This is a genomic window from Rhodanobacter sp. OK091 (assembly GCF_900142825.1).
GTDB lineage: Bacteria > Pseudomonadota > Gammaproteobacteria > Xanthomonadales > Rhodanobacteraceae > Rhodanobacter.
Window position 1 is genome coordinate 1,892,820 of the sequence record NZ_FRCH01000001.1, and the last position, 13,354, is coordinate 1,906,173.

The following is a 13,354-nucleotide window of genomic DNA, read 5'->3' on the forward strand; positions in this document are numbered from 1 at the left end:
GCTGTGGCTCGATCAATTCCCGACGACAGCATCCTTAACCGGCTTCACATAGGTGTTGAACAACTCAACAATCCGCTGGTATTCGTCGTGCCACGAATCCGCATGCATGAAGCCATGCCGCTCCACCGGATACAGCGACATCCAGAAGTTCTGCTTGTGCAGTTCGATGAGGCGCTGGTACAGGCGGATCGAGTCACTGGCCATCACGTTGTCGTCGACCACGCCGTGCTCGATCAGCAGCGGATCCTGCAGTTGATCGGCGTACTCGATGGGCATCTGGTGCCTGCGGCATGATGCCCATTCGCGCATACTACGGCGACATCACAGGGGATGATCAACAATGAAAAGCATGCGCTGGTTGCTCGTGTTGTTGCTGGCCTGGACGTTGCCGGCGTGGGCTGACAACACGCGTCAACAGACTTTTGTGGTTGGCGCGGATGTAAATGCGCAGGGTGAAGTGACGCAGACGCAAGTCGATGCCGGCGTCGCCAAACCGATTGCTGCCGTACTTGATCTTGCACTCAAACACTGGCGTTTCGTACCGGCGCAGCGGGACGGAAAGCCGTTGCCCGTGCACACCTTCATCGAGGTGAAGTTCGAAGCAATAGCCGATGCTTCCGGCAAATACGTGCTGACCATCAAATACGTCAGTCAGGGGCCGAAGTGGGACAAGAAATTCATCCCACGTTACCCTCCTGACGCAATACGTGAGCGCGCGGAAGGCAATGTCGCGATCATCGGTGAACTGCAGACTGATGGAAAACTGACCATCACCGATTCGCAAACGTCTGTTGGAGGGCGCGCAGGCAGGCTTCTTGTCCAAGCCGCCAAGGACAGCCTATTGCAGGATTCCTATATCCCCGAGCAGATGGATGGCATGCCGGTGCCTGCACGACTGCGCGTTATTATAAATTTCAATCTGAATCGAGTAGCCGCTTCTTTCCCCGAAAGAAGCGGAAGGAGAGTTGCTTCCAAAGGCTTTTGCGGCGCCGCCAAGCAAGGTTCCAGCGAGAGAGACCTATTCAAAGAAATGAGTGAAACGGATCGGAATTTCATGGAAAAAACGGGCTTCGATGTGGGTGCAGAGGCGGACCGAAGCTGGCACTCCGGAATTTCAAGTGTGCTGCAGCCGCGCATGGTCAATCCCGTAAGGATGCAACTTTGATCGCTCGGAAAAGGCCGAGTGAACCAGCCACCGTCATCAGCTCGCATTGAACCGTGCCACGCCGTGCCGACGTAATTCGGTCAGCCGCACCAATGTTTGGTAGCGGGGAGGGTGCCGCCGCTGCACTCGCTGCGCCGGCGCGCTACCCTGCGGAACCCGACCCATTGCGGAGTTGCCCCATGCGTCTTGCCTTCGTTGTCGCCGTCACGTTGTTTGCCGCGGGCGTCGCCTGTGCCGCACAACTGCCGCCCGTCGAACCGCACAAGCCGACGCACGGCGACGTGTCGCTGATCGCCGGCACCGCGCCGCTGCCGCCGCCGACACCGCAACACGCCGACGCCAGTGTGATCCATGGCGTTACCGTGAAAGATCCGTACCGCTGGCTGGAAAACCCGGACGACCCGACCGTGCAGCAGTGGATCAAGGCGCAGAACGCCTATACCGAGGCCGAACTGGCCGCCATGCCGCAGGGCAAGGCGCTCACCGCGCGCGTGCAACAACTGTCGATCACCTCGACCACGCGCTCTGGCCCGATGCTGGCCGGCGGCACGCTGTTCTACATGCAGCAGACGCCGCCGCAGCCACAACCGGTACTGATCGCACAGGCCTGGCCGAACGGCGCGGCGAAGACCCTGGTCGATCCGAACGCCGGCCATGGCAGCACCGCGATCGTCGCCTACTGGCCGTCCCCGGGAGGACGTTACCTTGCCTACGGCACCGCCGAAGGTGGCAGCGAACTGACCACCATCCACGTGCTCGACGTCAACAGCGGCAAGACGCTCAGCGACACGCTGCCCTGGGCCGGCGGCGGCACCACGCCGCAGGGCGTGGCCTGGGACGCCGACGAGAAAGGCTTCAGCTATGTGCGCCTCACGCCACCGGCCGCTGGCAAGCCGGTGGAGCAGTTCAATGCCACGCTGGTGCATCACACCCTGGGCCAGGCTACCACCGCGGATATCGTGGTGTTCGGCGAGAACTATTCGAAGGTTGCCGAATACGTGCTGGTGAATGCACCGGGCACGGCGCAGGCTGCGGTGCTTGCGTACGACGGCGACGGCGGCCCGGCCGAGGTGTTTCTGCGTCGCGGCAACACGTTCCAGCGCGTGCTCGATCACGCTGCGAACGTGCGCACGGCCGCGTGGGTGTCTGGACGTCTATATGTCGCGTCGTTCCAGGACGCGCCGCGCGGCAAGATCGTGGCGGTCGACGCGGAGGGCAAGCCGGCGACGATGCTGGCTCAACGCGATGGTGCGATCCAGCAGATCGCTCCGCTTGGCAACGGTTTTCTGGTGGTTCGCAGCTGGGGCTCGGACTGGTGGGTCGAGCAGTACGACGCCAAGGCCCAGTTCGTGCGCAAGCTGCCGTTGCCGGCGCACGGGATCGACGTGGGCGAGATCGCTTCCGAATCCGGCCAGGACAAGGCGCTGATCAGCTACAGCGGCTGGACCACGCCGGAGCGCTGGGTGGAATACGACGGCCACAGCGGCACACTGAAAACCGTGTTCGAGGTGAAGCCGGCGGTCGATTATTCCAAGGTGACCGTGCAGCGCATCGACGGCACGTCGAAGGACGGCACCAGGATTCCGGTGACCGTGCTGTCGATGGCTGGCACCAAACCGAATGGCCCGCGCCCGACCATCTTGTACAGCTACGGCGGTTTCGATATCCCGATCAAGCCCGGCTTCATCGGCCCGAATCTCGCATGGCTGGAGCGTGGCGGTGTACTCGCGTACGCGAACATCCGCGGCGGCAATGAGAACGGCCAGGTTTGGCACGCGCAAGGGCAGCAGTTGCACAAACAGAACGTGTTCGATGACTTCCACGCCGCCGCGTTGGCCTTGTTCGACACGCACTGGACCGACCGCGCCCACCTGGGCATTCTCGGCGGCAGCAACGGCGGCCTGCTGATGGGCACGCAGATCGTGCAGCATCCCGGCGACTACCGAGCGGTAATGGCGAAGGTCGGCATCCACGACATGCTGCGCCATGAGACCGCGTTCGCGAACGGCCCGTACAACGTCAGCGAATACGGCACGATCAGCGACCCGGCACAGTTCAAGGCCACCCTGGCGTATTCGCCGCTGCAGAACGTGCAGCTGCACACCGCCTATCCGGCCGTGCTGATGACCACCGGCGCGAACGATCCGCGGGTGGCGCCGTGGCAGTCGCGCAAATTCACCGCCGCACTTCAGAAGGCCACCTCATCGGCCCAGCCGATCATGCTGCTGACCCGCACGAACGCCGGCCACGGCATCGGCGCTCCTTTCAGTCAGCGCGTCGGCGATACCGCGATCGGGCTGACGTTCTTCGCGCATGAGCTGGGCCTGGATGGCAAGCCTTGAGCGCGGTGACGGCGTAGGGGCTACCTCACCCGCCATCGCTGCGGCATGATGGCCACCACTCGCGTGGTGCGGGGCGCCGGCGTTAACGGGGAGAAAAATGGCGATGAAAGGCATCATGTGTTGTGCCTGCGTCATGCTGCTGGCTTGTGTATTGCAAGCACGAGCAGCCGACAGCCAGGAACAGACCTACGTCCTCAGCGCCGAGGTAAGCGCGCTGGGTGAAGTGACAAAGACGCAGGCCGAGCCTGGAGTTACCAAACCGATCGCCGCCGTGCTGGACCTGGCGCTCAGGCATTGGCGATTTGTGCCCGCGCAAAAGGATGGAAGAGCCGTTCCCGCACAAACCTTCATCACGGCGACACTGGAGTCGGTATCCGATACCGGTGGCAAATACACACTGACGGTCAGGTACATCAGCCACGGCCCCAAGTGGGAGCACACCAACTTTCCGCGTTATTCTCCAGAGGCCTTGCAGATCCACGCACAAGGCAGCGTCGAGGCTACTGCTGAACTTCAGGCGGATGGCAAGTTGATCGTCAAGGATTCCCGCACTTCCGCCACAGGTCGTGGTGGCAGGTTGCTGGTCCAAGGTGTCGACGATGCACTTCTGCACGATCGGTATACCCCGGAAACGCTGGACGGAAAGCCGGTCCCCGCGCATCTGCGCACCCGCGTCGTGTTCCATCTGGACGAGCACAACGCGGTCACGACGACCCACTGCAAAGGGCCTCCCGACAGCATACCGATCTGGTGCACCGAAAGCCGCACCGACAATACCCCTCCGACAGACGCAGATCGCGATTTTCTGGAGCAAACGGGTTTTGTCGTAGGTGTCGAAGCCAACCGGGCCTGGCGCCCGGGAATTTCGAGCGTGTTGCAGCCGAGCGTGATCAATCCGATAACCATGCATCTCTGATCCATCGGGGCGGTTTGATCAAGTCGACACGCTGGCATGAACGCTGGCCAAGGCATCGGTGTGTCGTTCAGTCAGCGCGCCGGTTACCCCGCGCGCCGTCATTGCGGCATGATAGTGGCTCGCGCGACGCGGGCGCCGGCATTTACTGGGGGAGGGATCACGATGAAAAACATCATGCTCTGTGCGGCCATGCTTCTACTGGCCTGTTCCTTGACGGTGCGGGCTGCCGAGAAGCGCGAACAGACCTACAAGGTTGGTGCCGACGTAGATGCTCAAGGGCACATCACTGCTACTCAGGTCGATCCGGACGTACCGGCATCGATTGCCGCGGTGCTGTCTGCCGCGGTGAAACAGTGGCAATTCACGCCAGCCAAGCTCAATGGCAGGCCGGTGCCGGCGCATACGTTCATCAGCGCCAAATTGCAGGCCTTGCCGAACGCGCAAGGCCAATACGATCTGCGCATCAGCTTTATGGGCAACGGCCCCAAGATCGATTCGAAGAGCGTGCCACCACAATATCCAAGGGATGCCATCCGGGCGGGACAATCGGCATTCACCATACTTGAAGCGACCGTCCATCCTGACGGCAGCCTCACTGATATGAACGTGAGCAGCAAGTTTGCGGACTGGCCTCTGCCTCTCTATTTCAGGACCGCCGTGCTTGCCGCCGCGAAACGGTGGCATGCCATACCCGAGCAAGTCGATGGCCAACCGGTGGCAACTCGCATGCATATACCAGTGAACTTCACTGTCGACTCTCCTCGCTTCACTGCAAAGCAGATCAGAATGCTGCGCGAGGCCGACCGCGAGGAGGCCGCCCAACCCGCCATCCCGCTGCCGTCGGAACAGGAGGTTGCACTGGACAGTCCGCTGCAACCCAGCGTCGTCGCCACCGTCACCAACGCCCCCTGACCCGCCGAGTACCGCATGCCCCTGCCCGCCATCGAACACGAAACCGCAGCCAACCCGCGTTACAGCATCCTCTGGCTGCATGGCCTGGGCGCCGACGGCAACGATTTCGCGCCCATCGTGCCGGAGCTGGTCGATCCTGCGTGGCCACCGCTGCGTTTCGTGTTTCCGCATGCGCCGGTACGGCCGGTGACGATCAACAACGGTCTGTCGATGCGCGCGTGGTACGACATCGCCGCGTTCGATCTCAACGCGCGACAGGACGAGGTGGGCATGCGTGCGTCGATCGGCGAGGTGGAGACCTTGATCGCCCGCGAGCGCAGCCGGGGCGTGCCCAGCGAGCACATCGTGCTGGCCGGCTTCTCCCAGGGCGGGGCGATCGCGCTGGCCGCCGGTCTGCGTCATCCGGAAAAGCTGGGCGGCATCATCGCGCTGTCGACCTACCTGCCGCTGCACGCAACGCTCGCGGGCGAACGCCACGCGGCGAACGCGACGTTGCCGATCTTCTGGGGTCACGGCACGCTCGATCCGGTGGTGATCCTGCAGCGCGGCACCGACTCGCGCGATCTGCTGCAATCACTGGGTTACACGGTGGATTGGCATATCTATCCGATGGCCCACGCGGTCTGCGCCGAAGAAATTGACGACCTGCGTCGCTGGCTCGGCCAGCGGCTGGCATAAGCGGCGTCCGCATACGGCATACTGGCCCGCATGCGCGAACTGAAGCCCAGCCGCGGCCCGCGCGGCCGCATCGAACACAGCCCGCTGCCGGACTTCTGCGAGCTGCCGGCGTTGTTCGCGCTGCTCGTGGTGGGCGCATTGACCGTAACCGTGATGTGGCTGGCAGGCGACGACCCGCGCGACTGGTCTGCCTATAGCGTCAGCATGCTGTTCGTAACCTTGCTGGGCATGGTGATCGCGGTGACGCTGTGCGCGCTGCGGCCGTGGTTGCAGCGTTTGCCGAAACACCTGCCGTATGTCGGCGTATGGTTGCTGATCCTGCTGCTTGTGCTGGTCGCCAGCATCGTGGCGCACTGGTTCGATGGCGCGTTGCAGATGCATCTGGTGCGCAGCAGCCTGCCCGTGTTCGTGCGCGACAACGTGCTGATCGCCACCTTGCTCGGTGCCGCGCTGCTGCGCTATTTCTACGTGCTGGCGCAGTGGCAGGCGCGGCTGGCGGCGGTGACGCGCGCGCAGGTCGAGGCGCTGCAGGCGCGCATCCGCCCGCACTTCCTGTTCAACAGCATGAATACGGTGGCGGCGCTGATCCGCGTCGATCCGGCTGCGGCCGAGCGCACGGTGGAAGATCTGTCCGAACTGTTCCGTGCCGCGCTGGGCCAACACGATACCGACGACGGCACCTTGGGCGAGGAGCTGGCGCTGATCGATCGTTATCTGGCGATCGAACAACTGCGCCTCGGCGCGCGCCTGCGTGTGCAGCGTGAGCTGGATGACCTTCCCGCCGACTTTCCGCTGCCGCGCCTGCTGCTGCAGCCGCTGGTGGAGAACGCGGTACGCCATGGCATCCAGCCGCTGCGCGAAGGCGGAGAGGTGGTCCTTCGCGGACATCGCGGCGGCGGCGGCATCCGCATCGAGATCAGCAATCCGCTGCCTGACACGCCCGCCGAACCCGGCAACGGCCATGGCCTGGACAGCGTGCGCCAGCGCATCGTCTACCGCTATGGCCCGTTGGCGAAAGCGCAGGCCGGACCGCAGGGCAACCGCTTCGTGGTGCTGCTGTACCTGCCGAGGCCCGCACGGTGATGCGCGTGCTGATCGTCGACGATGAACCGCTGGCACGCGCCCGCCTGGCCGCGCTGCTCGGCGAGTGTGACGGCGTGGAGATCGTCGGCAGTGTCGGCGACGGCGAAACCGCGCTCGGTTCGCTTGGTGAACTGCAGCCCGATATCCTGCTGCTGGACATCAACATGCCAGGTCTCAGCGGCACCGCGCTGGCGCAACGATTGTCAGGACGCACACGGGCTCAGGTGATCTTCTGCACCGCCTACGAAGCACACGCGCTTCAGGCCTTCGAACTGGGCGCGGTCGATTACCTGCTCAAACCGGTGCGGCTGGAACGGCTGCGCGATGCGCTGCAACGCGCACAACGACGCCTCGCCGATCAGCCGCGCGAGCCTACCGCCTATCTGCGCGGCCGGATGCGCGGCGAACAAATCCGCATCGCACTCAATGAAGTGATCTGCCTGCTCGCCGATGAAAAATACGTCGTGGTGAAGCACCGCCGCGGCGAACTGCTGATCGAGGAATCGCTGCGCCAGCTGGAAGAAGCCTATCCGGATCAACTGATACGCCTGCACCGCAATTGTCTGGTGCCTCCGCCACGCCTGCTCGGCATCAAGACCCTCGCCGACGGCCGCGTGCTGGCGCGCCTCGACGGCACCGAAATCAACCCCGAGATCAGCCGGCGAAATTTGCCGGTGGTGAGGAAATTGTTGCGGCTGGGGTGAATAGGTACGGGCTATTGCACCTGAGCGACTCTGCCCTTTGGGTGGTAGGCTTCTGAATTGAATTCGCGAACGTTGAATTTGAGCGCCAATGGAGACCGCATGAGTACCGCCAAGGAAATACTCGGCACTTACTTGCATGTGTGTGATGGCGGTAAAACCGATGCGATATCCGTTTCGGACTCATTCTGGGAAGAACTGGCGGGCGGTGCCTATCCACAACTTGACCAAGGCAGGCTCATGTCCGCCTTTACATTCTCCGAGCCGTGGTCTACGTGGGAGCGTCACCCCGCCGGCGAGGAGCTGGTCATGTTGCTTTCGGGCACCGCAACTATCGTGCTTGAGGATTCTGGCCAAGAGCGCGCTGTTCAGTTGAGCGATCCCGGTTCTTACGTCCTGGTGCCACAAAATGTCTGGCACACGGCCAGGACCACGGTTCCAACCACGATGCTATTCCTCACGCCAGGCGCCGGTACCGAGCATCGGCCGATTGGGGCCTGACAAGCTATTCAAGGCGAAGCCGCTTCGCGGCCCTGCTTATTTCACGCGTTAGGCGGAAAGAGGAGAACGCAGCCATGAAAGCATCTGTCTTCGTCGGTACCAGCCTCGACGGCTTCATGGCCAGAACCAACGGTGAGCTGGATTTTCTGCCGCCGGGAGGTGGCGAACCTCACGGCTACGATGAGTTCATGGCCACGGTCGATGCGCTGGTCATCGGCCGCCATAATTTCGATACGGTTCTCGCCTTTGATCCGTGGCCCTACGGCAAGAAGCCCGTGTTCGTGCTCAGCACACACGCGTTGCCTCCGCCCCCGCATGGGGCCGTTGTGGAGCACCTGTCGGGAGCACCGGCCGAGATTGTTTCGCTGCTCGCCACTCGTGGCATCGAGCATATCTATGTAGACGGAGGGATCACCATTCAGCAGTTCCTGCAGGCCGGCCTGATCCAACGCATCGTTGTCACGCGCGTTCCCGTACTTATCGGCGCCGGGATTCCGCTTTTCGGCCCCTTGCAGAACGACATCATCCTCAGACACATTCGGACGCAGCAATACGCCAGCGGCCTCGTCCAGAGCGAGTATGCAGTTGTCGTCTGACGACTCCGTTTCGCAGCACGGCTCAATCCAGGCCTCACGCTAACGTCCGCGAGTGCATACGCAGTGGGCGGATTTTGAGCCAGGTCAAGAGCCCCTCACCCCAACCCTCTCCCCCAGTAAAGCCGGGGGAGAGGAGGCGAAACAGCAGGCGTGAGCAGGCACGATCTTTCAGCTCTCCAGCTCTCGCAACCGCGCAGCGGTCGCGCACCGAGTGCGGGCCAGGATGGCCCGCTGCTCTACCGGGGCCCCTGTGCGGCGGTGAGGCGGGGTCGACAGGCCGCGAAGCGGGCATCGGCAGGGATGTCGATGCCTTTTCGTCCGGACAGGAGTCCGGTCGAAAAGCCCGGCTCCGGCTCACGGACTTGCCGCCCAGGGATGGGCGGCAAGCGCCAAGCGGCGGTGGCCTTTCTCTTTGGTTACTTTCCCTTTGGCCACGCAAAGAGAAAGCAACTCGGCTGCCGAAGGCAGACGAAAGCCCCTGCCTCTCGATCAGTAACGAAGCGACAAAAGCATTGCGACTGAAGTCGCTCCCACAAAAAAGCATCCGAAGTGCAGCGCCACCCTACTCCTTCTTGATGGCATGCCCACCGAACTCGTTGCGCATCGAGGACAGCAGCTTGTCGGCGAACGAATCGTCGTCGCGCGAGCGGAAGCGCTCCATCAGCGACAAGGTGATCACCGGTGCGGGTACGTTGAGTTCGAGCGCGGCGTCGACGGTCCAGCGGCCTTCACCGGAGTCGACGACGTAGGGCGCAATGCCATCCATGTTCGGGTTCTTGCCGAGTGCGTCGGTGGTGAGGTCGAGCAGCCATGAACGCACCACGCTGCCGTAGCGCCAGATCTCGCCGACCTGATGCAGGTCGAGGCCGAAATCCTGCTTGTGCTTGAGGATGGAAAAGCCCTCGGCATAAGCCTGCATCATGCCGTATTCGATGCCGTTGTGAACCATCTTGGTGTAGTGGCCGGAGCCGACTGGGCCGACCCGGCCCCAGCCTTGGTCCTTCGCTGGGGCCAGCGTCTCGAAGATCGGCCGCAGCGCCTCGACGGCTTTCTCGTCGCCGCCGATCATCATGCTGTATCCCTCCTTCAGGCCCCATATGCCACCGCTGGTGCCGCAATCGACGTAGCCCAGGCCGTGATCGGCATACAGCTGTGCGCGGCGCAAGGTGTCTTTGTAGTTCGAGTTGCCGCCGTCGATCACGGTGTCGCCCTTGTTCAGCAGCGGCAGCAGCGCGTTGACCGTGTCGTCGGTGATCTTGCCGGCCGGCACCATCAGCCATACCACGCGCGGGGTGGACAGCCCGGCGACCAGTGCTTCCAGCGATGTCGCCGGCGCAATGCCGTCGGCTTCAGCCGCCTTGCGCGCATCGGCGTTCGGGTCGAAGCCGCTGATCTTGTGGCCGCCTTTGACCAGACGTTCTGCCATGTTGGCGCCCATGCGCCCCAGACCGATCATGCCGAGTTCCATAGTTGTCCTTGAGCTGAGAGAGTGCTGATGTGAAATGTGGAATTGTAGGTGCGCCACCGATTAAGCAAGCGTGACAGGTGTGATGGCCGTCAGTTCCTCAACGCTCCAGCCAACGGCGCAACCGTGCGCGAATACGCGGGGTGAGTCGCGTGCGATTGTAGGCATCGGCGGCGCAGCGGATCGCCTCGGCTTGCGTGGGATACGCGTGGATCACCCGCGACAGGGTGCGCAGACCGATACCGGCCACCATCGCCAGAGTGATCTCGTTGATCATGTCACCGGCATGGCGCGCCACGATGGTGGCGCCCAGGATCTGGTCGGTGCGTTCCCTGACGTGGACTTTCACGAAGCCGCCATCCTCGCTGTCGGTCACCGCGCGATCGATCTCGTGCATCGGGATGGTGAAGGTCTTCACCGGAATACCTTGCTGATTGGCCTCGCGTACGTACAGGCCGACGTGGGCGATCTCGGGATCGGTATAGGTGCACCAGGGGATGACCAGGTCGCTCATTCGCTCGCGGCCGCGGAACAACGCGTTCTGCACCGCGATGCGCGCCGAGGCGGTGGCCGTGTCGGTGTACTGGTGCTCCAGGCAGATGTCGCCGGCGGCATAGATGCGCGGATTGCTGGTGCACAGGAAATCGTCGACGCGGACGCCGTCGCCAGCCGCGTAGTCGACGCCAGCCGCTTCCAGATTCAGTCCCTCGACATTGGGCACGCGACCGGTACCGGCCAGGATCGCATCGACGGCGATCGTGTTGTGGTAGTCGTCACTGAGCAGGTCAACCAGCTTCTCCCCGTTCTCCACGCGCACCGCGACGGCCTGCGTGTTCAGCCGCACCTCGATACCGTCACGGGCGAACGCATCGGAGAGGATCTGCGCCGCGTCGCGCTCTTCCCGATCGAGAAACAGCGGCATGTCCTGCACGATGGTGACTCGTGCCCCGAGTCGACTGAACGCCTGGGCCAGTTCGCAGCCGAGCGGGCCGCCACCGATCACCAGCAGGCGAGGCGGCAGCTCGGTGAGGTTGAATACATTGGCGTTGGTCAGAAAGCCGGCTTCCCGCAGGCCGGGAATCGACGGAATATGCGGACGCGCGCCCGTCGCGATAAGAGCCTTCCGGAAGCGCAGCTCGTCCCCGTTGACCTTCAAGGTATCGGCCCCGGAAAACTGTACATTGCCGAAGAACACGTCGACCCCGGCCGCTACCAGATTGCGCACCGAATCGCCTCCGCTGATATGGCTGCGGAGGCGTCTGACGCGTTCCATCGCGGCGGAAAAATCGACCCGGATATCGTCCGGGACCTGCACGCCGTAGCGGTTCGCATCGCGCATTTCGGCATACAGCCGAGAGGTGCGGATTATCGCCTTCGACGGTAAGCATCCCGTATTCAGGCAGGTGCCGCCAAGCAGATGGCGCTCGACCAGTGCCACCTTGGCGCCGAGCGCCGCGGCGGTCTGCGCGGCAGCAAGACCGGCGGAGCCGCCGCCGACGATCACCAGCTGATAGCAGCTCGCGGGCGTGGGATTGCTCCACTCGACGGGATGTACGTTGGCCGCGCGCTCGCGCTCATACGCATCCTGCGGCGTGCGTGGCGAAGCATCGATGGGCGGCGACATCAGCCTGCTCCAGCGGGAATGGAATCCCGAAGCCAACCGTCGCGAAATCCCGCGCAACCCAGGCCACTGCGGATATACGGGCAGGCACGCATCAGCTGCCAGAGCAGTCCGCTCCGATGATTCTCTATCATCAGCAGCACGATGCCCTGGTCGAGGCCGTAGTGCCCCGCGGAAAACCATGCACGCCCGTCGGCATCGGCCAGTGAGGGGTTGAAGCTGCTGGCGAATCGTTCCGCGGTCAGCATTTCCGGGTAGCGCGTCATCATGTTGCGCACGTCACTCAGAACGATCTCCGGCGCGAACGGCAACGAGGCCAGCACGGACGGCGCCGACAACGTGCCGTCGTCCGGCCCGTACGGCACGCCACGGGCGGCATAACCGAACAGGCGCCGCTTTTCGTTAGACACATCGGGCAGCTCATCGCTGGGACCGTCGCAGGCAGTCAGCCCCCAGCAGTCGATCTCGTAGCCGGCGAATCCGTGCGGGTTGCGCTGTGCGTACTCGCGCTGAATCAGCACGGCGCGTCGGCTGTTTTCGAAATAGTCCGAGCGCTTCTCGCACATGAAATCGTCGCGGATGCCGCGAAAGTCTATCCACGCGTGCGAGAACTGATGCACGAACAGCGGACCGGCATAGAGATAATCGTGGTCGTACAGGTTTTCCCACTGGTAGGTGGCTGTCCACGCCTTGTAGCAATCGCCATGGATCGGATGGGTAGGTGAGCCCATGGCCAATGCGTACAGCAGGATCGCTTCGCTGTAGCCCTCCCAGCCGTAATGCAGGAATCCGCACTCGGGCTTCCAGCCTTGCCGGATGGTATCGCCCTCATTCTGCGCCCAGCGCCAGTCGATGCGTCGATAGAGGAAATCGGCCAATTCGCGCAGCTCGGCCTCATCCGGCGTATCTGCCGTGAAATACGCACTCGCGGTGAGCACGCCGGCGATCAACAGCGCCGTGTCGATCATCGACAGCTCCGACTGCCAGACGCGGGCACCGGTGTGGATATCGAGGAAGTGGTAGTAGAAGCCCGCGAAGCCGGTCGCCGTGGGGCTGCCGCTTTGGTCGCTGTCACGGAAGAAACGCAGCGCAGCGAGGCTGCGCCGCACCGCATCCTCACGTTCCATCCAACCCCGCTCCACCGCCACCGGATACGACGTCAGCGCGAAGCCGACCACCGCGATGCTGACGGGCGAATTGTCACGAGACGTATCGGCCACGAGGCCGTTGCGCGGATTCATGTTCTGCACGAAATAATCGAAGGCGGCACGCTCCAGCCGATCGAGCAAGGCGTCGTCCGTGAGAGCGCAAAGCTGGGACATCCGGGACTCCACGCCGGCTCAGGCTGCGGCAGTCGGTGACAGCTCGCCGCGC

Annotated in this window: 12 protein-coding genes and 1 pseudogene; 9 read left to right on the forward strand and 4 right to left on the reverse strand. The window is 63.2% G+C overall.

Features of this window, described 5'->3' with window-relative positions; genetic code table 11:
* Positions 1-12: 12 nt before the first annotated feature.
* Positions 13-273, reverse strand: a pseudogene (locus tag BUA26_RS08530) (prolyl oligopeptidase family serine peptidase); the annotation flags it as partial.
* A 67-nt stretch (positions 274-340) separates the two neighbouring features.
* Between BUA26_RS08530 and BUA26_RS08535 the strand changes: the two are divergent.
* The 9 genes from BUA26_RS08535 to BUA26_RS08575 all read left to right on the forward strand — a co-directional run bounded on the left by BUA26_RS08535 (position 341) and on the right by BUA26_RS08575 (position 8,894).
* Positions 341-1,165 carry an energy transducer TonB gene (locus tag BUA26_RS08535; RefSeq protein WP_072759536.1) on the forward strand — a complete coding sequence of 275 codons (825 nt, stop codon included), beginning with the start codon at positions 341-343 and terminating at the stop codon, positions 1,163-1,165.
* Positions 1,166-1,344: 179 nt separating this feature from the next.
* Positions 1,345-3,507: a prolyl oligopeptidase family serine peptidase gene (locus BUA26_RS08540; RefSeq protein ID WP_072759537.1), complete on the forward strand. Its 2,163-nt coding sequence runs from the start codon at positions 1,345-1,347 to the stop codon at positions 3,505-3,507.
* A 103-nt stretch (positions 3,508-3,610) separates the two neighbouring features.
* A complete protein-coding gene (locus BUA26_RS08545) occupies positions 3,611-4,423 on the forward strand; it encodes a TonB C-terminal domain-containing protein (protein ID WP_178368556.1) in 813 nt (270 codons plus the stop codon).
* A 162-nt stretch (positions 4,424-4,585) separates the two neighbouring features.
* Complete coding sequence (locus BUA26_RS08550; protein WP_072759539.1) at positions 4,586-5,335, forward strand: energy transducer TonB; 750 nt, start codon at positions 4,586-4,588, stop codon at positions 5,333-5,335.
* Between the two features lie 15 nt (positions 5,336-5,350).
* The gene (locus BUA26_RS08555) at positions 5,351-6,013 is read left to right on the forward strand and encodes an alpha/beta hydrolase (RefSeq protein WP_072759540.1); all 663 of its coding nucleotides are present in this window, start codon (positions 5,351-5,353) and stop codon (positions 6,011-6,013) included.
* A gap of 30 nt (positions 6,014-6,043) precedes the next feature.
* On the forward strand, positions 6,044-7,096 hold the full coding sequence (locus BUA26_RS08560; RefSeq protein ID WP_072759541.1) for a sensor histidine kinase: 1,053 nt from the start codon (positions 6,044-6,046) through the stop codon (positions 7,094-7,096).
* Positions 7,096-7,800: a LytR/AlgR family response regulator transcription factor gene (locus BUA26_RS08565; RefSeq protein ID WP_072759542.1), complete on the forward strand. Its 705-nt coding sequence runs from the start codon at positions 7,096-7,098 to the stop codon at positions 7,798-7,800. Before BUA26_RS08560 ends, BUA26_RS08565 begins: the two co-directional genes overlap by 1 nt.
* A 99-nt stretch (positions 7,801-7,899) precedes the next feature.
* Positions 7,900-8,298, forward strand: a complete 399-nt coding sequence (locus tag BUA26_RS08570; protein ID WP_072759544.1) for a cupin domain-containing protein — start codon at positions 7,900-7,902, stop codon at positions 8,296-8,298.
* A 74-nt stretch (positions 8,299-8,372) separates the two neighbouring features.
* Complete coding sequence (locus BUA26_RS08575; protein ID WP_072759546.1) at positions 8,373-8,894, forward strand: dihydrofolate reductase family protein; 522 nt, start codon at positions 8,373-8,375, stop codon at positions 8,892-8,894.
* Between the two features lie 562 nt (positions 8,895-9,456).
* Here the strand turns inward: BUA26_RS08575 and gnd are convergent.
* The 3 genes from gnd to BUA26_RS08590 form a co-directional block, all read right to left on the reverse strand.
* Positions 9,457-10,398 (reverse strand): phosphogluconate dehydrogenase (NAD(+)-dependent, decarboxylating), encoded by a 942-nt coding sequence (gene gnd / locus BUA26_RS08580; RefSeq protein WP_255368247.1) that lies wholly within the window; start codon positions 10,396-10,398, stop codon positions 9,457-9,459.
* Positions 10,399-10,459: 61 nt separating this feature from the next.
* On the reverse strand, positions 10,460-11,983 hold the full coding sequence (locus BUA26_RS08585) for a mercuric reductase (protein ID WP_072759550.1): 1,524 nt from the start codon (positions 11,981-11,983) through the stop codon (positions 10,460-10,462).
* Entirely contained in the window at positions 11,983-13,302 is a 1,320-nt protein-coding gene (locus BUA26_RS08590; RefSeq protein WP_072759552.1) for a glucoamylase family protein, read from the reverse strand. Before BUA26_RS08590 ends, BUA26_RS08585 begins: the two co-directional genes overlap by 1 nt.
* Between the last annotated feature and the right edge of the window lie 52 nt (positions 13,303-13,354).

Bases quoted from the DNA above. Each gene is read 5' to 3' on its own strand.
- BUA26_RS08535 (WP_072759536.1), top strand. From the start codon at position 341: ATGAAAAGCATGCGCTGGTTGCTCGTGTTGTTGCTGGCCTGGACGTTG.
- BUA26_RS08540 (WP_072759537.1), top strand. From the start codon at position 1,345: ATGCGTCTTGCCTTCGTTGTCGCCGTCACGTTGTTTGCCGCGGGCGTC.
- BUA26_RS08545 (WP_178368556.1), top strand. From the start codon at position 3,611: ATGAAAGGCATCATGTGTTGTGCCTGCGTCATGCTGCTGGCTTGTGTA.
- BUA26_RS08550 (WP_072759539.1), top strand. From the start codon at position 4,586: ATGAAAAACATCATGCTCTGTGCGGCCATGCTTCTACTGGCCTGTTCC.
- BUA26_RS08555 (WP_072759540.1), top strand. From the start codon at position 5,351: ATGCCCCTGCCCGCCATCGAACACGAAACCGCAGCCAACCCGCGTTAC.
- BUA26_RS08560 (WP_072759541.1), top strand. From the start codon at position 6,044: ATGCGCGAACTGAAGCCCAGCCGCGGCCCGCGCGGCCGCATCGAACAC.
- BUA26_RS08565 (WP_072759542.1), top strand. From the start codon at position 7,096: ATGCGCGTGCTGATCGTCGACGATGAACCGCTGGCACGCGCCCGCCTG.
- BUA26_RS08570 (WP_072759544.1), top strand. From the start codon at position 7,900: ATGAGTACCGCCAAGGAAATACTCGGCACTTACTTGCATGTGTGTGAT.
- BUA26_RS08575 (WP_072759546.1), top strand. From the start codon at position 8,373: ATGAAAGCATCTGTCTTCGTCGGTACCAGCCTCGACGGCTTCATGGCC.
- BUA26_RS08585 (WP_072759550.1), bottom strand. From the start codon at position 11,983: ATGTCGCCGCCCATCGATGCTTCGCCACGCACGCCGCAGGATGCGTAT.
- BUA26_RS08590 (WP_072759552.1), bottom strand. From the start codon at position 13,302: ATGTCCCAGCTTTGCGCTCTCACGGACGACGCCTTGCTCGATCGGCTG.